Annotated in this window: 20 protein-coding genes, 4 tRNA genes and 1 pseudogene; 20 read left to right on the top strand and 5 right to left on the bottom strand. The window is 59.7% G+C overall.

The features are described from left to right. Window positions 1–85: 85 nt before the first annotated feature. Both AC3IT6_RS21915 and AC3IT6_RS21910 read right to left on the bottom strand, forming a co-directional pair. Window positions 86–1,135, bottom strand: coding sequence for a sensor histidine kinase (locus AC3IT6_RS21915; protein WP_489352735.1), 1,050 nt, complete (start codon window positions 1,133–1,135; stop codon window positions 86–88). Next, complete coding sequence (locus AC3IT6_RS21910; RefSeq protein ID WP_489352733.1) at window positions 1,135–1,905, bottom strand: response regulator; 771 nt, start codon at window positions 1,903–1,905, stop codon at window positions 1,135–1,137. Before AC3IT6_RS21910 ends, AC3IT6_RS21915 begins: the two co-directional genes overlap by 1 nt. A 284-nt stretch (window positions 1,906–2,189) precedes the next feature. On the opposite strand from AC3IT6_RS21910, the gene pyrF reads away from it, so the two are divergent. Next, window positions 2,190–2,888 (top strand): orotidine-5'-phosphate decarboxylase, encoded by a 699-nt coding sequence (gene pyrF, locus AC3IT6_RS21905; protein ID WP_008016546.1) that lies wholly within the window; start codon window positions 2,190–2,192, stop codon window positions 2,886–2,888. A gap of 139 nt (window positions 2,889–3,027) precedes the next feature. On the opposite strand, the gene AC3IT6_RS21900 is transcribed toward pyrF, so the two are convergent. Further along, window positions 3,028–4,032: an NADP-dependent oxidoreductase gene (locus AC3IT6_RS21900; protein WP_489352731.1), complete on the bottom strand. Its 1,005-nt coding sequence runs from the start codon at window positions 4,030–4,032 to the stop codon at window positions 3,028–3,030. Between the two features lie 236 nt (window positions 4,033–4,268). On the opposite strand from AC3IT6_RS21900, the gene AC3IT6_RS21895 reads away from it, so the two are divergent. The 4 genes and pseudogenes from AC3IT6_RS21895 to AC3IT6_RS21880 all read left to right on the top strand — a co-directional run bounded on the left by AC3IT6_RS21895 (window position 4,269) and on the right by AC3IT6_RS21880 (window position 8,783). Next, window positions 4,269–5,030, top strand: a complete 762-nt coding sequence (locus AC3IT6_RS21895) for an SDR family oxidoreductase (RefSeq protein WP_489352729.1) — start codon at window positions 4,269–4,271, stop codon at window positions 5,028–5,030. A gap of 294 nt (window positions 5,031–5,324) precedes the next feature. Continuing rightward, complete coding sequence (locus AC3IT6_RS21890; RefSeq protein ID WP_489352727.1) at window positions 5,325–6,710, top strand: aminotransferase-like domain-containing protein; 1,386 nt, start codon at window positions 5,325–5,327, stop codon at window positions 6,708–6,710. A gap of 108 nt (window positions 6,711–6,818) precedes the next feature. After that, a pseudogene (locus AC3IT6_RS21885) lies at window positions 6,819–7,874 on the top strand (HAMP domain-containing protein); the annotation flags it as partial. A gap of 27 nt (window positions 7,875–7,901) precedes the next feature. Continuing rightward, window positions 7,902–8,783 carry a methyl-accepting chemotaxis protein gene (locus AC3IT6_RS21880; RefSeq protein WP_412070973.1) on the top strand — a complete coding sequence of 294 codons (882 nt, stop codon included), beginning with the start codon at window positions 7,902–7,904 and terminating at the stop codon, window positions 8,781–8,783. 163 nt (window positions 8,784–8,946) lie between these two features. On the opposite strand, the gene AC3IT6_RS21875 is transcribed toward AC3IT6_RS21880, so the two are convergent. After that, on the bottom strand, window positions 8,947–9,705 hold the full coding sequence (locus tag AC3IT6_RS21875) for a hypothetical protein (protein WP_191629447.1): 759 nt from the start codon (window positions 9,703–9,705) through the stop codon (window positions 8,947–8,949). Window positions 9,706–10,089: 384 nt separating this feature from the next. On the opposite strand from AC3IT6_RS21875, the gene AC3IT6_RS21870 reads away from it, so the two are divergent. The 4 genes from AC3IT6_RS21870 (at window position 10,090) to AC3IT6_RS21855 (ending at window position 10,502) form a co-directional block, all read left to right on the top strand. After that, window positions 10,090–10,165: transfer RNA gene (locus tag AC3IT6_RS21870), tRNA-Glu, on the top strand. A 2-nt stretch (window positions 10,166–10,167) separates the two neighbouring features. Beyond that, window positions 10,168–10,243, top strand: a tRNA-Gly gene (locus AC3IT6_RS21865). Window positions 10,244–10,347: 104 nt separating this feature from the next. Further along, a tRNA-Glu gene (locus AC3IT6_RS21860) sits at window positions 10,348–10,423 on the top strand. Window positions 10,424–10,426: 3 nt separating this feature from the next. Continuing rightward, window positions 10,427–10,502, top strand: a tRNA-Gly gene (locus tag AC3IT6_RS21855). Between the two features lie 58 nt (window positions 10,503–10,560). On the opposite strand, the gene AC3IT6_RS21850 is transcribed toward AC3IT6_RS21855, so the two are convergent. Further along, the gene (locus AC3IT6_RS21850; protein ID WP_489352725.1) at window positions 10,561–11,430 is read right to left on the bottom strand and encodes an AraC family transcriptional regulator; all 870 of its coding nucleotides are present in this window, start codon (window positions 11,428–11,430) and stop codon (window positions 10,561–10,563) included. 404 nt (window positions 11,431–11,834) lie between these two features. On the opposite strand from AC3IT6_RS21850, the gene AC3IT6_RS21845 reads away from it, so the two are divergent. The 11 genes from AC3IT6_RS21845 (at window position 11,835) to AC3IT6_RS21795 (ending at window position 21,769) form a co-directional block, all read left to right on the top strand. Beyond that, the gene (locus AC3IT6_RS21845) at window positions 11,835–12,032 is read left to right on the top strand and encodes a Flp family type IVb pilin (protein ID WP_489352723.1); all 198 of its coding nucleotides are present in this window, start codon (window positions 11,835–11,837) and stop codon (window positions 12,030–12,032) included. A 26-nt stretch (window positions 12,033–12,058) separates the two neighbouring features. After that, the gene (locus tag AC3IT6_RS21840) at window positions 12,059–12,577 is read left to right on the top strand and encodes an A24 family peptidase (RefSeq protein WP_489352721.1); all 519 of its coding nucleotides are present in this window, start codon (window positions 12,059–12,061) and stop codon (window positions 12,575–12,577) included. A 15-nt stretch (window positions 12,578–12,592) separates the two neighbouring features. Continuing rightward, the gene (locus AC3IT6_RS21835; RefSeq protein WP_489352719.1) at window positions 12,593–13,921 is read left to right on the top strand and encodes an ATP-binding protein; all 1,329 of its coding nucleotides are present in this window, start codon (window positions 12,593–12,595) and stop codon (window positions 13,919–13,921) included. A 15-nt stretch (window positions 13,922–13,936) separates the two neighbouring features. Further along, window positions 13,937–14,752 (top strand): Flp pilus assembly protein CpaB, encoded by an 816-nt coding sequence (gene cpaB, locus AC3IT6_RS21830; protein ID WP_489352717.1) that lies wholly within the window; start codon window positions 13,937–13,939, stop codon window positions 14,750–14,752. Window positions 14,753–14,827: 75 nt separating this feature from the next. Next, the gene (locus AC3IT6_RS21825; protein ID WP_489352715.1) at window positions 14,828–16,150 is read left to right on the top strand and encodes a Tad domain-containing protein; all 1,323 of its coding nucleotides are present in this window, start codon (window positions 14,828–14,830) and stop codon (window positions 16,148–16,150) included. A 10-nt stretch (window positions 16,151–16,160) separates the two neighbouring features. After that, on the top strand, window positions 16,161–16,640 hold the full coding sequence (locus tag AC3IT6_RS21820; protein ID WP_489352713.1) for a TadE/TadG family type IV pilus assembly protein: 480 nt from the start codon (window positions 16,161–16,163) through the stop codon (window positions 16,638–16,640). Then, window positions 16,640–17,134, top strand: coding sequence for a TadE/TadG family type IV pilus assembly protein (locus tag AC3IT6_RS21815; protein WP_489352711.1), 495 nt, complete (start codon window positions 16,640–16,642; stop codon window positions 17,132–17,134). The genes AC3IT6_RS21820 and AC3IT6_RS21815 overlap by 1 nt, the downstream gene beginning before the upstream one ends. Next, complete coding sequence (locus tag AC3IT6_RS21810) at window positions 17,128–18,348, top strand: AAA family ATPase (protein ID WP_489352709.1); 1,221 nt, start codon at window positions 17,128–17,130, stop codon at window positions 18,346–18,348. Before AC3IT6_RS21815 ends, AC3IT6_RS21810 begins: the two co-directional genes overlap by 7 nt. Window positions 18,349–18,351: 3 nt before the next feature. Next, window positions 18,352–19,794, top strand: coding sequence for a TadA family conjugal transfer-associated ATPase (locus AC3IT6_RS21805; protein WP_489352707.1), 1,443 nt, complete (start codon window positions 18,352–18,354; stop codon window positions 19,792–19,794). Further along, on the top strand, window positions 19,791–20,777 hold the full coding sequence (locus tag AC3IT6_RS21800; RefSeq protein ID WP_489352705.1) for a type II secretion system F family protein: 987 nt from the start codon (window positions 19,791–19,793) through the stop codon (window positions 20,775–20,777). Before AC3IT6_RS21805 ends, AC3IT6_RS21800 begins: the two co-directional genes overlap by 4 nt. A gap of 29 nt (window positions 20,778–20,806) precedes the next feature. After that, window positions 20,807–21,769 (top strand): type II secretion system F family protein, encoded by a 963-nt coding sequence (locus tag AC3IT6_RS21795; RefSeq protein ID WP_489352703.1) that lies wholly within the window; start codon window positions 20,807–20,809, stop codon window positions 21,767–21,769. Window positions 21,770–22,066 lie beyond the last annotated feature (297 nt).

Raw genomic sequence — 22,066 nt, 5'->3', positions numbered from 1 at the left:
AAGAGGGAGTGTCAGTCGAAGAAAATGTTGTCTGGCACACCGCATTCGCGAGCAAGCCCGCTCCCACAAGGGGCCGGTGTGGCTTTCAAGTGCGTGGCAGATGGATAACCGCCGTCAGGCCACCGCCCGGAGTTTCTTCCAGTGTCAGCTGCCCGCCCATCCGTTGCGCGGCCTCGCGGGCAATGGTCATGCCCAGGCCAACGCCGCCGGAGTTGCGATTGCGCGAGCCTTCAAGGCGAAAGAAGGGTTCGAACACCGCTTCGCGTTGTTCTGCGGCGATGCCCGGGCCATGGTCGATGACCCGAATCACCAACTGCTCACGGTGGTCTTGCAGGGTAATCAGCGCCTGGCCGGCATAGCGCAGGGCATTGTCCATCAGGTTGTTGATGCATGAGCGCAAGGCCATTGGCTGCACCTGCAAGGGCGCGCAGTGACCGCTGGCCTGGACGTTCGCGCCCTGGTCCTGGGCATTTTCGCTCAGGGACTCCACCAACGCCTGCACGTCCATCCACTGCGGCGCTTCGCTGGTGCGCTGTTCATGCAGGTAGGTGAGGGTGGCGTCGAGCATGCTGATCATGTCGTCGAGGTCCTGGCGCATCTGGCCTTGCAGCTTGTCGTCGTCGATTTTCTCCAGCCGCAGCTTGAGCCGCGACAACGGCGTGCGCAGGTCGTGGGACACGGCGTCAAGCATGCGCGAGCGCTGCTTGACCTGTTCCAGGATGCGCCGCTGCATTTTGTTGAACGTGTGCGCCGCTTGCCGTGCTTCCCGCGGTCCCGATTCATCCAGTGGCGGGCTGTCGAGGTCTTCGCTCAAGCGCTCGGCCGCGTCGCTCAGGCGCTGGATCGGCCGGCTCAGCAGTTTGGCGCCGTACCAGGCGGCAATGATCAGTGTGACCAATTGAAACGTCAGGGGCACCAAGGGGCCGCCGAACCACGGCCGTGGTGGCCGTTTCTCGAGGTTGAGGTCCAGTGGCGGGCGTGGCCCGTCCAGGCCTTCGGAAAACTCCGGTGGCGGCGGCGGTGGCGGCGGGCCGTAATGGTGAAACCAGGCAAAGGCCAGCAGGTGCGCGAGGATAATCGCCAGCAACAGCACGCCAAACAGGCGGCCGAACAGCGTATCGAAGCGCCCGCGCATCAGCCGATGTCTCGGGCATCGAACAGGTAACCCTCGCCGCGAACGGTCTTGATCAACTGCGGAGCCTTGGGGTCGTCGCCGAGCTTCTGGCGCAGGCGCGACACCAGCAGGTCGATGCTGCGGTCAAAGGCTTCGATCGAACGACCACGGGCTGCGTCCAGCAGTTGTTCACGGCTGAGCACGCGGCGCGGACGTTCGATAAACACCCAGAGCAGGCGGAATTCGGCGTTGGACAGCGGCACCACCAGGCCATCGTCGGCAATCAGTTGCCGCAGCACGCTGTTCAGGCGCCAATTGTCGAAACGAATGTTCGTCCGCTGTTCGCTGCGGTCATCGCGCACTCGGCGCAGGATGGTCTGGATCCGCGCCACCAGTTCGCGGGGCTCGAACGGCTTGGCCATGTAGTCGTCGGCGCCCAGTTCGAGGCCGATGATCCGGTCGGTGGGTTCGCAGCGGGCGGTGAGCATCAGGATCGGGATGTCCGACTCGGCGCGCAACCAGCGGCACAGAGACAGACCGTCTTCACCGGGCAGCATCAGGTCGAGCACCACCACGTCGAAATGCTCCGCCTGCATCGCCAGGCGCATCGCGGCGCCATCGGTGACGCCGCTGGCGTGGATGTTGAACCGGGCCAGGTAGTCGATCATCAATTCGCGGATCGGGACGTCATCGTCGACGATCAGGGCGCGAATGCTCCAGCGTTTGTCGTCACCAGGCGTCTTTTGGTCGTCGTTCACGGGTGCTTGGGTGTTGTGCGTGCGTGCGTTCATCTGCCAGGTAGGCTGCCAACCACAGAGATAGGCTGCGAGGTTGTGGTTCCAGCATAGGCGTCCGGCCCGGAGGCGGGAAGTGCTGTTGCAGGGACCTGTTGCGGTTGCCGAGGGTAGCGGGCCGGGGTATTGCGGGCGTGTCGTGTGTGTATCGAACTCGACACAATCGCCTCAAGGGCTAGTCTTGCCGGAGCCGTCGCGACGATTTACCGATCATCGGGTCCCGCAGCGGCGCTGGTTCCGCTACAATGCGCGCCGATTTCGACTTGCCTGAGAGCCCACTCATGTCCGCCTGCCAGACTCCTATCATCGTCGCCCTGGATTTCCCTACCCGTGACGCCGCACTGAAGCTGGCCGATCAGTTGGACCCGAAGCTGTGCCGGGTCAAAGTCGGCAAGGAGCTGTTCACCAGCTGCGCTTCGGAAATCGTCGGTACCCTGCGCGACAAGGGTTTCGAAGTGTTCCTGGACCTCAAGTTCCACGACATCCCGAACACCACCGCGATGGCCGTCAAGGCGGCCGCGGAAATGGGCGTGTGGATGGTCAACGTGCATTGCTCCGGCGGCCTGCGCATGATGGCTGCGTGCCGTGAAGTGCTGGATCAGCGCACCGGTCCCAAGCCGTTGCTGATCGGCGTGACCGTGTTGACCAGCATGGAGCGTGAAGACCTGGCGGGCATCGGCCTGGACATCGAGCCTCAGGAGCAGGTTCTGCGCCTGGCCGCCCTGGCGGAAAAAGCCGGGATGGACGGCCTGGTGTGCTCGGCCCTGGAAGCCCAGGCGCTGAAAGCGGCGCACCCGTCGCTGCAACTGGTAACCCCGGGGATTCGTCCGGCGGGCAGCGCCCAGGACGATCAGCGCCGCATTCTGACGCCACGTCAGGCGCTGGATGCAGGTTCCGACTATCTGGTGATCGGGCGTCCGATCAGCCAGGCGGCGGATCCAGCGAAGGCATTGGCCTCGGTCGTGGCCGAACTCGCCTGATCAGACACCGCAGAACCCATTGTGGGAGCGGGCTTGCTCGCGAAGAGGGCGTGTCAGTCGACATCAATATCGACTGACCCACCGCTTTCGCGAGCAAGCCCGCTCCCACATTGTTTTGGTGATCACTTCAAATATTGAATTAAACCTTCAACACCAACTTCCCGAAATTCTCGCCGCTGAACAATTTCATCAGCGTCTCCGGGAAAGTCTCCAGTCCTTCGACGATGTCTTCCTTGCTCTTGAGCTGCCCCTTGGCCATCCAGCCGGCCATTTCCTGGGCGGCGCTGGCGTATTGGGCGGCGTAGTCCATCACCACAAATCCTTCCATGCGTGCGCGGTTGACCAGCAGTGACAGGTAGTTGGCCGGTCCCTTGACCGCTTCCTTGTTGTTGTACTGGCTGATGGCACCGCAAATCACCACCCGTGCCTTCATGTTCAGGCGGCTCAACACCGCGTCGAGAATGTCGCCACCCACATTATCGAAATACACGTCGACGCCTTTCGGGCACTCGCGCTTGAGGCCAGCGAGGACGTCTTCGCTCTTGTAGTCGATAGCGCCATCGAAGCCCAGTTCATCGATCAGGAACTTGCACTTGTCGGCGCCGCCGGCGATGCCAACCACCCGGCAGCCTTTGATCTTGGCGATCTGCCCGGCGATGCTGCCCACGGCGCCGGCCGCGCCCGACAGCACCACGGTGTCACCGGCCTTCGGAGCGCCGACGTCGAGCAGGGCGAAGTACGCCGTCATCCCGGTCATGCCCAGTGCGGACAAGTAACGTGGCAGCGGTGCCAGTTTCGGATCGACCTTGTAGAAGCCTCGCGGCTCGCCGAGGAAGAAATCCTGCACGCCCAGGGCGCCATTGACGTAGTCACCCACGGCGAACCCAGGGTTGTTCGAGGCAACGACTTTGCCCACACCCAAGGCGCGCATGACTTCGCCAAGCCCGACCGGCGGAATGTAGGACTTGCCCTCGTTCATCCAGCCACGCATGGCCGGGTCCAGGGACAGGTATTCGTTTTGAACCAGGATCTGACCCGCCGCCGGCTCGCCGACCGGCACTTGCTGATAAGTGAATGTCTCGCGGGTCGCCGCGCCAACCGGACGTTTGGCGAGCAGGAATTGGCGATTGGTCTGGGAGGTCATGGCAGGCACTCAAGATGAATGAAGCTTTGTTGATAGCCGGTCAGCGCCGATGTCGCAAGTTCGGCTGATGCGGCGAATGGAGGTTGATCCAGTGCAGTGATAGTTGGTACGGCAGTTCCATCACTGCAACTCATGGGCGCCCAACCGGAGCCTTGATAGTGCTGCCGTGTTCAAGACCTCCATGGCTAGACTGGTCCCACGCGATTCCCCGCATTCTTCTTTTCGAGGACATAACAATGAGCATGACGTTTTCCGGCCTGGTGGTCGTGGTGACAGGCGGGGCGGCCGGTATTGGCCGCGCGACCGCCCAGGCATTTGCCGCCGAGGGCCTGAAGGTCGTGGTGGCCGATATGGACGTGGCGGGCGGCGAGGGCACGGTGGCGCTGATTCGTACAGCCGGTGGCGAAGCGACCTTCGTGCGCTGCAACGTTACCCTGGAAAGCGATGTAAAAAATCTGATGGAGGAGGTGATCAATACTTACGGTCGCCTCGACTATGCCTTCAACAATGCCGGCATCGAAATCGAGAAAGGCAAGTTGGCCGAAGGTACGCTCGACGAGTTCGACGCGATCATGGGCGTCAACGTCAAAGGTGTCTGGCTGTGCATGAAGTACCAGTTGCCGCTGTTGCTGGCGCAAGGGGGCGGCGCGATCGTCAATACGGCATCGGTGGCCGGCCTCGGGGCCGCGCCGAAAATGAGCATCTATGCAGCCTCTAAACACGCAGTGATCGGCCTGACCAAGTCGGCGGCCATTGAGTACGCCAAGAAAAAGATCCGGGTCAACGCAGTGTGTCCGGCGGTGATCGATACGGATATGTTCCGCCGCGCCTATGAAGCCGACCCGAAAAAAGGCGAGTTCGCCAACGCCATGCACCCGGTCGGTCGCATCGGCAAGGTCGAAGAGATCGCCAGCGCGGTGCTGTACCTGTGCAGCGATGGGGCGGCATTCACTACCGGCCATTCGCTGGCGGTGGATGGCGGCGTTACTGCATTTTAAAAAGCGACGCACAGACTCACGAATACACACGGCACCTGTGGGAGCGGCGGTGCGGCGATCCGACTTGCTCGCGAAGGCGTCGTGTCAGTCGATATCACTGTTGCCTGACACACTGCTTTCGTCGGAACGCCGCCCGGAGCAAGCCCGCTCCCACTTTTTTGGGGTTCCGTTAAAGGGCCGGGCATTTTGTTTCAAATGATTAGAACAAAGGGTTTTGGCGGCGTTGTCGCACATGTTTTCGAACACTCCTGTGATTAACTGCTTCTCGCAAAATCAACAGGAGTTTGCTTGCTCATGGAATTGAGAATCGACCGACAGGCGCTGGTGCCCGTCGTACAGCAAATTGTTGACGCACTGACCTGCTGGCTTCATTCCAGCGGGGTATTGCCCGGTACGCGCCTGCCTTCGGTGCGACAGATCGCGCGGATCAATTTGCTCAGTCAGTTAAGCGTGGCTCAGGCCTGTGAACGCCTGGTGACGCAGGGGATGCTGGTGTCAGGCCATGGGGCCGGCTATACGGTTGCCGCCCCGGCATTGGCCGCGAGCGCAAAGCATGAGCCTGCGTGGTTCGAGGGGGCTGAGCCCGAGTACGGGCCTTTTTCGAGTGAATTGAGGCTGGGCTGTGGCGGGCTGCCTGAAAGCTGGCGCGAGACCGACGATCTGATTTACGCGATTCGGCAAGTCAGTCGTACCGATACGGCCAGCCTGTTCAACTACGGCACGCCGCTGGGATTGCCAGCCTTGCGACAACAGATACTCAAGCGCCTCAGGCAACTGGATATCCCGGTGCAGGACAATCGGATCATGACCACGGCGGGTGCCAGTCAGGGGCTCGACCTGATTGTGCGGACACTGTTCAAGGCCGGTGACTGTGTAGTCGTGGAGAGTCCCGGTTATCCGCTGCTGTTCGATCTGCTCAGGCTGCACGGCGTCCACATGGTCGAGGTGCCGCGAACACCGCGCGGGCCGAATGTTGAAGTGCTCGAATCGGTGCTGATCAAACACCGGCCTCAAGGGCTGCTCATCAATAGTTTCTATCACAACCCGACCGGCAGCAGCCTTGCACCGGTGGTGGCGCGCCGCGTGCTGCAACTGGCCAGGACCTTTGGCGTGCAGGTGATCGAAGACGACGTTTATGCGGACTTGCACAGCGGTTCCGGTACGCGACTGGCTGCGCTGGACGACAACGTGATCTACGTGGGCAGCTATTCCAAGACCCTCAGCAGTTCCTTGCGGGTCGGTTTCGTGGTGGCCGGTTCCGAAGTCATTACGCGTCTGGCCGAGGTCAAGATGATCAGTGGCATGGGCGCCTCACGATTTTGCGAGTCGGTGTTGGCCTGCCTGTTGGCTAACGGTGCCTACGGCAACCTGGTGCAGCGTCAGCGCCAACGCTTGAGCAGCGGCCGGCTGGCGGTGTTGCAATTGCTCGAAGATGCCGAATGGGAGGTTTTCGGCAAGCCGACGGGAGGCCTGTTCATCTGGGCGCGATCACCAATGTCCGACTTCGATCAGGTGCGCACCCAGGCACGGCGTCTGGGTGTACTGCTGTCATCGAAGACCGCCTTCAACCCCTCGGGTGAGGCCAGTGACTGGCAGCGTATCAACGTGGCCTATGCCTGCGACCCGCGTGCCCGTGCGCTCTTTCAGGCCACTGCCCGGGATCGACCTCAAGCGTTCTGAAAACGACGTTGGTGTAGCTTTTTGCCATTATTCAGGCGCCAGAGCCTTGTGTTGCTACTGGCCCGTTGCGAATCTGCGACTACAGACTTTGGCAGGGGACTAAGTGCAATGAATTCGGCCGTGCAAGGACGTTTTGCCAACCTCGGTATGGCGAAAAAACTGGGTGTCGGGTTTGTCCTGGTGCTGTTGTTGACTGCACTGGTGGCGGGGATTGGTGTCTGGTCCCTGCAAACCATCAGCCAGCGCTTCGACGGGCTCAAGCAAATGTCATCGCTCAACAGCGGTTTGCTCAAGGTGCGGCTACTGGAGCGGGAGTACGCCTTGCACGGCAATCCGAAAACCGTTGATGCCCTGCACGAGGGCGTCGATGGCCTGATCGCTCTGGCCGGCCAGCTCAAGGCCGCGTCTGCGGCCAACGTGCCGGTGATGAGTGATGTCGAACAGTCCCTGGGGGCCTATCGCAAGGCCTTCGACGAGTTTGTCTCGCTCACCCAGGCCAAGGACCTGGCGTTGGAAATGGCCAGTTGGTCGGTCTCCAGCGTGGCCAATAATCTTGATGTATTGCAATCCGGGCTCGCCGATGACGGCGCCTATACGCTGAAAGATTCCGAAGGCAAGGACGGTGCGCAGTTCATCGAGCAGGCCAGCCAGGTCAGCCAGGTTTCGCGCTTGATGCTGCAAGCCATGAATGAAGCTCGCGTGCGTCTGGATCAAAGTCGCAAAGGCGACGACAGTGCCGGGCATGGCAAGATCGAACAGGCCAGCCAGGCACTGGCCCAGGCTGAGCAGCTCAAGACTACGGTCAAGGATGAGGGGTACCAGACCGTCCTCAATGAGGTGACAGGTCATATCGCCAGTTTCAGTGACAGGCTCGCCGAGTACACCGGCTTGCTGGAACAGGAAAAAACCGTCTACCAACAATTGCACCAACGTGCTGCCCACGTGGTCGAGCGGGTGGATCAGGCTTATGTCGCGCAAGACTTGGCGATGCAGGCTGAACTGAAAAAGAACTCGCTGCTGATCATTGGCTCCTCGGCCCTGGCCTTGCTGGTTGGGCTGGTTGCCGCGTGGTTCATCACCCGTTTGATCGTGGCACCCCTGCGCAGAGTGATCCAGGTGGCGCAGCAGATTGCCTCGGGGGATTTGAGTGCGACCATTGACGTGACCCGCCGTGACGAAATCGGTCAGCTGATGCAGGCAATGCAGCAAATGGGCGCGGGGCTCAGCCATATTGTCAGCGGCTTGCAGTCGGGTATCGAGCAGTTGGCGACTTCCGCCCAATCGCTGTCGACGGTGACTGAACAGACCAACCTCGAAGTCAGCACGCAGAAAGAGGAAACCGAACAGGTCGCCACCGCAATGAATCAGATGACAGCCACGGTGCATGATGTCGCGCGTAATGCCGAGGAAGCGGCCCTGGCCGCGCAAACGGCTGACGGCAAGGTTGAAAGCGGTCAGCAGGTGGTGCGCCAGAGCATGGCGCGGATCGAGCAACTGGCGGACTCGGCCACCTCGGCCAGTTCGAGCATCGAAAGCCTGAGCGCGGAAATCCAGAACATCGGCACGGTGTTGAGTGTGATCAAAAGCGTGGCGGAGCAGACCAACCTGCTGGCATTGAACGCGGCGATCGAGGCGGCCCGGGCCGGCGAGCAGGGCAGGGGCTTTGCAGTGGTGGCCGATGAAGTGCGTGCGCTGGCCAAGCGAACCCAGCAATCGACCGAGGAAATCGAACGCCTGGTCAGCGCCTTGCGCTCGGCGGCGCAGTCGTCGGTGCAGCAGATCCAGAGCAGTGGCGAGTTGGTGAAGCTGGCGGTCAGCGATGCCTTGCAGACCGAGAGTGCGCTGGGAAGCATTGCGGCGGCGGTGTCGTTGATCCAGCAGATGAACCAACAGATTGCCGCGGCGGCCGAGGAACAGAGCTCGGTGGCCGAGGAGATCAACCGCAGTGTCACCAGTATTCGCGCCAGTGCCGATCAGTCATCGCTGGCGATGCAGGGCAATGCAGCGTCGAGTATTCAGCTGGCGCAACTGGGGGTTGAACTGAAGGGGATGGTGGGGCATTTCAGGCTTTGAAATGATCTTCGGCCAGACCAAAAAAAGCCACATCTCGATTAAAGCTTCCTGTAGGAGCGAGCATGCTCGCGATGGTCGCAAAAGATAACGCGCGTTTACTGGCTGAACGCGGCGCTTTGGAGTCCATCGCGAGCAAGCTCGCTCCTACAGTGTTTTTCGATGATTAGTCGTAGATCGCTTTCTTCTTCCAGTCCGCGTCAGCCTCGACGTCCTTGAGGCCTTCGGTCAACGGGTTGACCTCGCCTTCGACCGGCGCGATGCGATCCATGACCTGGTCGTTGGCCCGGGCCAGGAGTTTTTCCAGGTACTCCAGTTGCTCGGCATAGACCTGTGGTTCCTGCTGTTTGCGCAGGTATTGCACGCCGCGCTCGAATGCCAGGCGGGCCTGCCCGGGCTGGTTCTGTTGCAGGGAGTGCTGGCCGAGGTTGTTGAAGAACTCGATGTGCAGCAGCACCAGGATGTGGCGCACTTCACGAATCCAGCGCTTGGCTTCGTTGGGTGGCAAGAAGCCGTCCTGTGCCGCGCGGGTAATCTGGCCGTGCAGGGCCTCGAGCAGGAAGCGGACATCCTTGGCCTTGGCTTCGGTCTGGATCGGTGCTGGCGGGTTGTTGACCGGGATGGATTCACCCTGGCCGACAAGGGCCTCCAGTTCGGCGATCCGTGCCTTGAGGTTGGCGCTGGATTTTTCCAGGTTAAGCAGACGCTGGCAGACGTTCAGTTCCAGGCGGGCCAACAGCAGCTTGATTGCCGGGGTCATCAGCTGGCCGGGGAACGTCTCGGTGATTTCGCCGCAGCGTCGCAGGCGATCGTTGAGCTCGATCTTGGTACGGGCCTTTTCCAGCTTGTTGTTTTCCACCACATGGTTCATGTAGCCAATGGCGATCAACAGGGCGATCCCGGCTACGACTAGCAGGGTGATCATGAGTGGCGTCACCGGTAAGACCTCTTTATAGGTTACGCATGCGAGTCTGGTGGCTTGGCATTTGAGCGGCCAGGTCCGCACGACGGGTTGGTTCGGACATGCTTGTACTTATATCGGCCGGAGCCTCGTTTCTATGAATGATGGCACTCGATGCACGGATTGCCATCATTGGGTGGGCAATAACGTCTTGGCGGGTGCCAGAATTTAAGCGTCAAACGCCGGGCAGCGGAAAACCGCAACGGCTCCCAAAAGCAGGGTGAAGTCATTGATTTAAATAAATTTATATCAGGGGGTTGACGACATCTCAATCCATCCATAGAATGCGCGCCACTTGCAGCGTAAAGCACACAGCGAAACGAAGCAGGGAGTGAATGTAGTATGTGTGTCCCCTTCGTCTAGTGGCCTAGGACACCGCCCTTTCACGGCGGTAACAGGGGTTCGAGTCCCCTAGGGGACGCCAATGCGGGAATAGCTCAGTTGGTAGAGCACGACCTTGCCAAGGTCGGGGTCGCGAGTTCGAGTCTCGTTTCCCGCTCCAATTTTAAACAGCGTTGCTTTCGGGCAGGGCTGAGTGAAACCAGAACCAAGTCTTCGGATACGGCTCTGGACACCGAAACACACACCATGTGTTCCGGGTAGCGTGTCCCCTTCGTCTAGTGGCCTAGGACACCGCCCTTTCACGGCGGTAACAGGGGTTCGAGTCCCCTAGGGGACGCCATTTGCGGGAATAGCTCAGTTGGTAGAGCACGACCTTGCCAAGGTCGGGGTCGCGAGTTCGAGTCTCGTTTCCCGCTCCATATTTAACGAAAACGCCGCTCATTGAGCGGCGTTTTTGTGTGCGCGTAAAAAACCGGATCAACCGCTGAGGGTTTGTACCAGGCTTTCGAGCGCTTCAGTGGTTTTCTCATCCTGCACCGGTTGCGTAGCGGCAGCCGCTTTGATTTGGCGTGCCAGGCGGTATTCGCTGGGCGTGCAGTTTGCGAACTGCTTGAAGGCACGGGCGAAGTAGGAAGGATCCTTGAAGCCGGCCTCATAGCCGATGCTGGTAATCGGCATCTGGCTATTGTCGAGCAGATCTTTGGCGAAGTTCATGCGCTTGTCCAGGATGTAATCCGTGAAACCAAGTCCATTGGCTTCCTTGAACAGGCGGCTGAAGCGAAATGTCGTCATGCCGCAGCGTTGCGCCAATTCCCTCTGATCGATGCCGTCACGAAAGTGCTGTTCGATGTACAGCATGACATTGCTCAGCGCCTGGTGTTTTTGGTGTTCTGAGGTCCGACGGATGCTGTCCGGCAGGGTCGGGGAGTGGTCGATCTGCGATGACTTGCCCCGGCCGTTGGCATTTCGGCGCAGCTCGCAGAGCTGCACCACCGCCGTCAGGTAACGATTCCTCTCGGTGGTCGAGAGCGGGAGCACCATGTATTCCCAGACGCTGGAGCGCATGGCCCATACAGCCAGTTCCTCCGAGTGCTGCACGGTGAACATGGTGATCGGGATGCTGGGGGTGGTACGTTTGATCTCCAGCAACAGCCTCAAGCCTGGGGTGTCGGGGCGATCAAAATGGATGCAGATCATGTCTGCCGGTTCCCCGATGGGCAACACGGAGTTTTTCGCCAGTTTGCAGTCGCAGGTACCCTCGAACTGCGCGACGAGTTCTTTCGTGGACCGATCATGAGTCAGATCGAACCACAGGAGCGATGGCCTTTTGGTCAAGTTGGACGTCATGTCTCTACTCTGGGGTTCTTGGTGACTCACTTCGCTAGTATTGCCAATGTGCTATCACCTTGCAGATTTAATCCCGATAGGAAAGACGGTTTTTAGTTCTATTCGCTCTATGGGTTGCCTGGAAGGCAGCCCGGGCGAGTATTCGTTGGTGTGTTTTCGACAAACCGCGTTTAACCGCTTGTCGCTTGTGAATCAATGACAATTGGCTTTGCGTTTCAATGCCTTGTTTACCCCCTCCGTTACTTCTGCAAAGACCAATGCTGCGTATTTGGCCGCCCCGCAAAAAAGTCCTAACGATGTGCAAAATCTTCCTAACGCCTATGCCTTGCCACTGACTAGTGTTGCATCAGGCAGCGCAGAAAGTACTGCCTCAGAAAAAACAACATTCGAGTGAGGTGGGCGAAATGATCATGCAAACAATCAAGGCTTCGGTAGTGAAGTTCATCAAAGACGAAGATGGTCTGACCATTGTGGAATACGCGGTGGCGGGTGGGCTAATAACCCTGGCGGTTGTCACTGCTTTTACCACCTTGGGCACCGCCGTTGGCACCCAGCTCGCTAGGCTAGCTACTTGTATGACCCCCGGTGGGGCGTGCGTGTAAGTCTATTCCCCGTGAGAGATGCAGCGATGCCTAATGAACAGATGTTTATATCAGTTGTTCTCTTAGGGCTGCTAGGTATTGCGGTGGTGAGCGACCTTCGTCGCCACCGCATCCCCAACCTGCTGGTTCTTTTAGGACTTGTTTTGGGTTTGACCAGTCAGGCTTACACAAGTGGAGTTGAGGGGCTTGGTAGTGCTGCGCTGGCCATGCTGATCGGCTTTGCAGTGTTTCTACCCTTGTACGCCCTGGGCGGTATGGCCGCCGGGGACGTCAAGTTGATGGCCATGGTCGGATGTTTTTTTACACCGCTTGACGCGTTGTGGACGGCGCTTTTCAGTCTGACGGCCGGTGGTTTGTGCGGTTTTTTGATCATCCTTTTTCGTGGCCAGCTGCTGCAAACCTTAGCGCGCTACGGGTTGATATTAAGGGCGCGAACCTACTTGGCTCCGGCGGTAGATGAAGTAGCCGGAAAGCCTTTCCCATACTCTGTTGCAATTTTGCTCGGAACTCTGGCCAGTGGCTATTGGCTGCAGATCGGCCCGTAGCCCAGGAGGCTAGTCATGCACGTCATCGTCGAAAGTGATGCCTACCCCAGCGATCGGGGAGCGGTGCAACGCCTGGCTCCTCAGCCCTGCACTATCCGTGAAACCGGCCTGACCGACAGTTTTCTCGGAGAGTTGGTGTGCAAGCATTTGTTTGATGCCGGCGTGCTGGACATGTCGCGGCTGGTGGAGCGCCTGGCGCTGACTGGCGCGGTACTTGAAGAGGTCCTGGCGTTTCTGCGCAAGGATGGCCGAGTCGAAGTGCTGGGCCAGGTGAGTCAAACAGGTGGGCAGTCGCTGCGTTATGGCCTGACCGAACGTGGTCGCAGTGCCGCCCGCGATGCCCTGTCGCGCAGCGGCTATATCGGTGCGGCACCCTTCCCGGTGAGTACCTACCGCTCTCTGATCAAGCTACAGACCATTCACCATGGTCGCATCAACGCCAACGATATGCGCAATGCCCTTGCTGGCGTAGTGCTCACGGAGGCGATGCTCGACCAGTTGGGCGTAGCGATGAACTCCGGGCGCGCAATCATGATTTATGGCCCTGCGGGTACCGGCAAGACTTATGTCAGCAGTCGACTGATCCGTCTGTTCGCCGAGGCCATCTGGGTCCCTCATGCCATCGTCATCAACGAGTCGGTGATCGAGATCTATGACCCGCAGGTGCATCAGCGGCTAGATGACAACGTTCAACAGAACACTCTGATGCTCAACGAGGGCATTGACCGCAGACTGCTGCGCTGCAAACGTCCGATCGTCATCACTGGCGGTGAGTTGAGCATGGAGCAACTGGACGTTCGCTATGACCCCTTTACCCGTCAATACCAGGCCGCCTTGCAACTCAAGGCCAGCAATGGCCTGTTCATCATCGACGACATGGGACGCCAGCGCATGGCTCCCGCCGAGCTGCTGAATCGCTGGATCGTCCCGATGGAAGAGAAACGCGATTTCCTCAATCTGGGCGGCGGTCGGCATTGCGAGCTGCCGTTTGATCTGATCCTGGTGTTTTCCACCAACCTCAATCCCCTGGAGCTGGCCGATGAGGCCTTCCTTCGCCGGATTGGCTACAAGCTGCAATTCGGTTACCTGAAGCCCGAGGAGTACGAAAAGATCTGGCGTCAGGAAAGCGAGCGTCTGGGCATTTCCTATGACCCGTTGCTGGTGCGTTATGTACTGCAAAGGCTTTATGCAAGTGAAGGCATGCCCCTGGTGCCTTGCCATCCCCGCGATCTCCTGAACATGGCACTCGATCGCCAGCGTTATATGGGCGGTTCCGGACCACTGTCACCGAAAGAGTTGGAATGGGCCTGGCACAACTACTTCGTCCAGCTCGACTTTCTTTGATGCGGAGATACTGACATGAGCTCTCGTACGCTTACCCTGATAGGCGCTTCCCTGGTCATGGGCCTTGGGGCTGCATGGATGGCCGACTCCTGGCTGAGCGCGCGGCTCAATGCCAGCCCGGATGACCACCTTCGAAACGTGGTGGTCGCCACAGTAGAGATTCCATTTGGGCAGATGGTCGAGGCCCAGCAGGTCACGACCGTACGCATGCCCATGGATACGATCCCGGATGATGCCTTCGATGCCAGCGAAAAAGCTGTGGGCAAGATTGCAACGTTCGACATCCTGCGGGGCGACATCGTGCGCGGTGCGCGTCTGAGCGAGCACCTGGGCGGTAGCACCCTGGCCTCTTTGATTGCCCCCGACAAGCGCGCCATATCGGTACGCGTGGACGATGTGGTAGGCGTCGGCGGATTCCTGTTGCCGGGTAACCGGGTCGATGTACTGGCAACCAAACGCACGGAAAATTCCGGCAATAACGCTGTGTCCAGGACCATCCTCGAGAATTTGCGGGTGTTGGCGGTAGACCAGACGGCGGGTACCGACAAGACCCAACCGGTAGTGGTGCGCGCGGTGACCCTGGAGATGTCGGCCGCTGAAGCGGAAGCCTTGGTCACGGCGCAGACGGAAGGCAAGTTGCAACTGGCGCTGCGTAACCCGCTGAACCTCGAGAAGAAAAGCCCGGCCGTTGCGCCTGTTGCGCCTGTTGCCCCGGCCATGGCTGTGGCCACCGCCGAGGCGCCAAAACGCGTGGTACAGCGCAGCAGTGGCGAGAGCGCGGGTATCACCGTTATCCGCGGGATCGAAGCCAAAGTAGTCAACATTCGCTGACAGTGCGCAACAGCTGCCTGGGTACTTGGGAATTGGTGGAGCCGATCCGGATCAGTATCGGCAATCGAGGGCTTGATGATGAATCTTCGTATTCAGCGGCCGTTCACTTCGACGCCTAGGCGCCAGGAAGGATCGGTGAGTGTATTGATGGTGGTCGCGTTGGCGGCGATGGCCATGATGGCGGCGTTGGCTTTGGACGGCGGGCATATGATGCTGAACAAAACACGCCTGCAGAATGCGGTGGACGCCGCCGCCCTGAGCGGCGCCAAAACCCTGAGTCAGGTGGGGGGTGGCATCAACGGTGCCAGCACGACGCAAACCGCCGCGCTCAATACGCTGATACAGAATGCCAATGCCACGGGCAACAAAGAATTGGCCACGGCGGTCGGCGGCGACGTAGGCGCATTTGCAGTGGTGCAACTGGCAAGTAGCGTCTATGGCCCGTTCTCTTATCCCGGGCCAACGGATGCCAAGTACGTTCGGGTATCGGTAGCGAGCTATAGCCTGACGGAGTTTTTCTGGAACTTCGCCCAGTCATTAGGCATCGTGGGGAACAAGGCGGTGGCGGCTATCGCCACCGCGGGACCCAGCCCTACCAGCCCCTGCGATCTCGCGCCTTTGATGGTCTGTGGCGACCCGGCTCAATACGACCCGGCCGCCGGCATGTTCTGGGGCTTTCAGTTTGGTGATTTGAAAGTATTGAAGACGGCTTCCGGCAATAATTCGCCCATTGGTCCAGGCAACTTTCAGTTGCTCGATTTTGGCTCGGGCGGCAATGCGGTCAGGGAGGAGATGGCCGGAGGCGGCCAGGTCTGCCGCAATGTAGGAGACAACGTCACGACCGAGCCTGGCAACAAGGTCGGCCCTGCGTCTCAAGGCCTGAATACGCGCTTCGGCATCTACAACGGCCCGGTCAGTGCCTCGGCCTATCCGCCGGACCTGGTGACCACGTCCAGTAATCCCGCAATCACTGACAACGGCACAGGCCCGAAGTACCAGGGGCAAGCCGTTACCTCGAGCAATGGCAATCTCACGGCGGGCGGCAACCCGATACTGGACTACAACGACTGGCGTGCGAGCGTTGCCGCGTGTTTGGCAGGAGGCAGTGGCTGTCAGGGCGGGGTGTTCGAGCGCCGGATGCTGAAAATCGTGGTGGGCAACTGCGCCGGGAAAAATAGTGGTTCAACCTCGATCCCCGTCCTCGGTTTTGGCTGTTATTTCGTGGTGCAGCCCATGGATGGCGGCGGCGCGGAAGCGGAGATATTCGGCCAGTTCGTGAAGGAGTGCGAAGGCGACAACGTGGCCGGCCCCTCGCCGTCCACCGATTCTGGCCCGCAGATCATTCAGCTCTACAAAACCTATCTCAACGGCAGCGGCACTCCGAGCACTGACTCGTAGGGGGGGCGTCATGAGACTTCATGGATTTAAACATCGGCAGCGCCAGCAAGGCCTGGCCATGGTGGAATTCACCCTCGTGCTGCCGGTGTTGCTGTTGCTGTTACTGGGCTTTGGTGAGTTCGGCCGCATGTTCTATCAGTACAACTTGTTGCTGCAGGCGAGCCGCGATGCCGACCGTTTCGTCGCCAGCCAGGCCTGGGACTCGACGCTGGGTGCGGTCGCTCTGAACAATACGCTACTGACCCAGACGAAAAACGTTGCGGTGTATGGCGTACCGGCCAACACCGGGACCGCTGTGATGTCAGGGTTGACGACTGGCAACGTGGTCGTCGCCGCAGTGGGCACTGACCATGTGCGGGTCACCATCACTTATACGTTCTGCCCGGTGATTGGCGCTGGCAATTGCGCCGGATCGCTTCCCGGTTTTTTTGGCAATTCGATTGCACTGGGCATTCCGTTGGTCGCCACTACCGTGATGAGGGCACTGTGATGAACAGAAAACACATGCGCGGCACCTATGTGGTGGAGTTCGCCATCGTAGGTCTGCTGGTGTTCACAGTGTTGTTCGGCGTAGTGGAAATGGGCCGCCTGTACTTTACGGTCAATGCCCTGGATGAAGCCGTGCGTCGTGGTACGCGCCTGGCGGCGGTGTGCAATATCAGCGATCCGGTGGTGTTGCGGCGGGCGATCTTCAATGCCGCGGGCAATGCAGGTAATAGCCAGTTGATCGGCGATCTGGCCACCACCCATCTGACGTTGACCTACCTGGACGCAGACGGTGCTCTGGTGGCCAACCCCGCCGACACTGTCAGCGCCAATGGTTTTCGTGCCATCCGCTATGTCCGGTTGAGTTTGCAAAATTTCGTATTCAATCTGTTTATTCCCGGGTTCGGTGTGCCCTTTACGCTGCCTACATTCAGGGCAACGTTGCCACGTGAAAGCCTCGGGCGTCATTCCGATTCCGGGGAGATCACACCATGCTGAATACCAAGGAAAATCCACTCCCTACCTCGACCGGCAGAGCCGGGCTACGGTTGCTGATCAGCAGCCGTGATGCCACGTCGTTGCGCGACCTGCAGAGCGTCTGCCAACGCATGCCCAGCCTGGAGGTGAGTACTCGGTTGGTGAGCAATGGGCATGTCGACCCGCTCTACGGCCTGGACCGGATGCCCGATCTGTTGCTGTTGCGCGTCAGCCACCTGTGGCGTGAAGAGCTGGCGGCACTGTTGCAGCGCCCGGCCCATGAGCGTCCACCGATGTTGGTGTGCGGTCTGCTGAGCGAACAGGAAGGCATGCGCCTGGCGATGCAGGCCGGCGCCCGTGACGTGCTGCCCGAGCCCGTCGTCGAGACAGAACTGGTCGCCGCCTTGAATCGGCTGGTCATGGAGGTTCGGACCGGTAGTGGGACAGAAGGCAAATTGCTCGCCGTGATCAGTGCCAAGGGCGGATCCGGCGGCACCATGCTGGCTTGCAACCTGGCTCAGCAGCTCAGCATGAAGGGTGGCAGTACCCTGTTGCTGGATATGGACCTGCAATTTGGCAGCGTGACGCATTACCTGGATGTGGCGCAGGCGCACAGCCATCTGGAGGTGTTGCATCAGATCGATGGCATGGACAGCGTCGCGTTACGGGGTTTTTGCAGCCACTTCAGCCCGACCTTGCATGTATTGGGCGGACGGGCCGGTGAGCTGTGCCTGCCGCAGGATGCCCAGCCTGAGCAACTTGACACCCTGATGCAGTTGACGCGCGCCAGCTATGACTGGGTAGTGATCGATCTGCCACGGCAAATCGACCACCTCACCGGCTCCGTACTGGAACAGGTGGATCGGGTGTACGTGGTGGTGCAGCAGAGCGTCAGCCATCTGCGCGATGCCAGCGCCCTGGTGCGGATTCTTCGCGAAGACCTGGGCGTGCGTGGGGATCAGCTGCAGATAGTGGTCAACCGCTATGACAAGGGGGCAGCGGTCAGCCTCAAGGATATCGGCGAGGCGCTGCGCTGCACGAATCTGTCGAAATTACCCAACGACTTCAACCTGGTCAGCCAGAGTCAGAACACTGGCGTGCCGTTGGAGCTGCATGCGCCGAAGGCGGCGATCACCGCTGCCCTGCGCAACGTGGCCGATGACCTGGTCGGCAATCAGATGGCTGGAAAAAAAGGCGTGTTCAAACGCGCTTTCAACCGTTTTTTCGGGGGGTGACCCATGATCAGCGACTTTCGTAACCGCTTGCGCAAACAGTCCGGTAAACCCGCCTCATCGTCGGCTAACCAGCCGGGTGACGACCAGCCGGATCCGGCCGAGGAAATAATGGCGTGGGAACGTGCAACGCCGGATGTACTTTACGAAACCAAAAGTCAGGTCACCCCGGTGGAGGCCGAGTGGCGAGAAAAGATCTACCAGCAGTTGCTCAAGGTCATGGACCTGTCCTTGCTGGACTCCCTTGAACAGGCAGAGGCCGCGCGGCAGATTCGCGATATTTGCCAGCGTCTGCTCGATGAACACTCGGCACCGGTGAGTACCTCCAGCCGCCAGTTGATCATCAAGCAGATCACCGACGAGGTGCTCGGTCTGGGTCCTCTGGAACCGCTGCTGGCCGATCACACGGTTTCCGACATTTTGGTCAACCGGCATGACTCAGTGTATGTCGAGCGCTTCGGCAAGCTGCAACGCACCGATGTGCGTTTTCGCAATGATCAGCATTTGCTGAACATCATTGACCGCATCGTCTCCAACCTGGGTCGGCGTATCGACGAGTCTTCGCCGTTGGTGGATGCGCGGCTCAAGGACGGTTCGCGGGTCAACGCGATTATTCCGCCGCTGGCCATCGACGGCCCTAGCATGTCGATCCGGCGCTTTGCGGTGGACCTGCTCAATACCGACAGCCTGATCCAGGTGGGGGCGTTGACCCCGGCCATTGCCCTGCTGCTCAAGGCGATTGTCCGTGGTCGCTTGAACGTGCTGATTTCCGGCGGTACCGGTAGCGGCAAGACCACCATGCTCAATGTGCTGTCCAGTTTCATCCCGCACAACGAACGGATCGTTACCATCGAAGACTCAGCCGAACTGCAGTTGCAACAGCCCCATGTGGTACGCCTGGAAACCCGGCCTTCGAATATCGAGGGGCGTGGCGAGGTGAGCCAGCGGGAGTTGGTGCGCAACAGCTTGCGGATGCGTCCGGACCGCATTGTGATCGGCGAAGTGCGCGGCGCCGAGGCGCTGGACATGCTGACGGCGATGAACACCGGTCACGACGGTTCGCTGACCACGATCCACGCCAACACCGCACGCGATGCGTTGGGGCGGATCGAGAACATGGTGTCGATGACCGGGGCGACCTTCCCGATCAAGGCCATGCGCCAACAGATCGCTTCGGCCATCGGAGTGGTCATCCAGCTGGAACGCCAGGAGGACGGCAAGCGCCGCCTGGTCAGCGTGCAGGAGATCAACGGCATGGAGGGCGAGATCATCACCATGACCGAAATCTTCTCTTTCATACGCCACGGCGTGGGCGAAAACGGCGAAGTACTCGGTGAGTTTCGGCCCAGCGGCATGATCCCCGCCTTCCGCGATGTGCTGGCCAAGCGCGGTATCGAGTTGCCGCTTGCGATGTTCAGGCCTGAGTGGATGGAGGCACGGCAATCATGAACCAGGTTCCTGGTGAATTCATTCTGATGTTCCTCGGCATGGTGTTTATTGCCGTCTTCCTCTTGTCCCAGGGCGTGGCGGTGCCGGTATTCGGCGAGGCCGGCAAGATGCGCAAGCGTATTCGTGGCCGCTTGCATGTACTGGAGAAAGCCAACAATCAGTCCAGCATGCAGACCGTGTTGCGACAGAAATACCTGACGCGTTTGTCGCCATTGGAGGCCAGGCTTGAGCAGCTGCCTTTTATGGAGGCATTGACGCAAATGATTGAGCAGTCCGGGCACGAATACCGGGCGTATCGGGTATTGCTGCTCGGGCTGGTGCTGGGTGTCTGGGCGGGTATCTTGATCTGGATGGTTTGGTCAGTCTGGTGGATGGCGCTGCTGGCGGGTTTCGCGGTCTTCTGGTTACCCATACTGAAAATCTCTCGCGACCGTGGCAAGCGGTTCGCTGCGTTCGAGGAAGGCCTGCCGGATGCGCTGGACGCGATGTGCCGCGCTTTGCGCGCCGGACACCCCTTCAACGAAACCCTGCGCCTGGTGGCCGAGGAACACAAGGGGCCGGTCGCTCATGAGTTCGGCCTGACTTTCTCCGATATCAACTATGGCAACGATGTGCGCCGGGCCATGCTCGGTCTGCTGGAGAGGATGCCAAGCATGACGGTGATGATGCTGGTGACCTCGCTCCTTATCCATCGCGAGACCGGCGGTAATCTGACCGAGGTGCTGGAGCGTCTGAGTCAGCTGATCCGCGGGCGCTTCCGCTTTCAGCGCAAGGTCAAAACCCTGTCGGCCGAAGGGCGGATGTCGGCCTGGATACTGGTGGCCATTCCCTTCGTACTGGCGGCTGTGATTTTGTTCACTACCCCTAAATACATGCCGTTGCTGCTCAATGATCCGGTGGGCCATAAGCTGATACTTGGGGCTTTTGGTGCCATGTTGGTCGGGATTTTCTGGATTCGCAAAATTATCCGGATTCAGGTTTAAGCGGTATTCGCTACCGGGAGGTACAGGCCATGGATTTTTTACTCGGGTTATTCAGTCGGGTCACGGGGAACGAGGATATGGCGCGCCTGTTGTTCCTTGGCGCGATCGGTTTGAGTACGGTACTTGCGGTGGGTGCCGTGATCCTGCTGGTGATGGGGCTTCAGGATCCGGTGCAGCGTCGTCTGGCGCTGATCAAGCGTGGTCATTTAGGCAACGCGACCGGGCAGGAAGCTCCGGGTAACCTGCAACTGTTGCTGGAGCGGATCGGCCAGCGCTTTGCCTCGGCCGAGTCGGCTCAAACATCCGCCACCCAGACCCTGTTAATGCATGCGGGGTACCGCTCCTCGTCGGCGGTGCAGATGTACTGGGCCGTGCGCTTGATGTTACCGCTGTTATTGATCGGTATTACGTTGCTGCTGTTGCCGATGATTCCCAAGGTTTCCCTGATCATGGGGCTGCTGTTGGTGGCCTTGGTGGCCGGTATCGGATGGTTGGTGCCAGCGCTGTATGTCGCCAAACGCAAACAGAAGCGACAAGGCCGACTGCGTGCTGCGTTTCCGGATGCGCTGGATCTGATGGTGGTGTGCGTGGAGTCGGGCCTGGCCTTGCCCACGACCATCGAACGGGTGGCTGAGGAGATGTCGGTCAGTCAGGTCGAACTGGCTGAAGAACTGGCCCTGGTCAATGCACAAATCCGCGCGGGCATTTCGAGTACCGCGGCGCTCAAGCAACTGGCTGTGCGCACTGGCCTGGATGACGTACAAGGTCTGGTCAACCTGTTGGCGCAGAGTATCCGTTTTGGTACCAGCGTGGCCGACACCTTGCGCATCTATGCCGAAGAGTTCCGTGACCGGCGTACGCAGGCCGCCGAAGAGATGGGGGCGAAAATCGGTACCAAGCTGATATTTCCACTGATTCTCTGTTTATGGCCGAGCTTCTTTCTGGTCGCTATCGGCCCCGCCATGATCGGGGTACTCAAAGCATTCGGGTGAGGTAAAACGGCCGGAGGCTGTCGAGCGCGATGGCCTCGCCACCCGAGCCTGATCTGCACTTGATCTACACATCTCCCGTAGGAGCTGCCGCAGGCTGCGATCTTTTGATTTTTCTGGCAGGCGATGCGTTACCTAGGCCTTTAATTCAAAAGATCGCAGCCTGCGGCAGCTTCGGGGGTAATTCGGTAAGGATTGAATAATGTGTAGATACCACTGCTTTCCTGCGCACGACATCAAGCCCGGCTTTGCAGCCAGGCTACTCTGGACGACACCAGAGGCTGATCACCCATCGATATG

The sequence above is a fragment of the Pseudomonas sp. KH_017 genome, from assembly GCF_057840285.1.
This window is presented reverse-complemented; position numbering and strand designations above follow the sequence as displayed.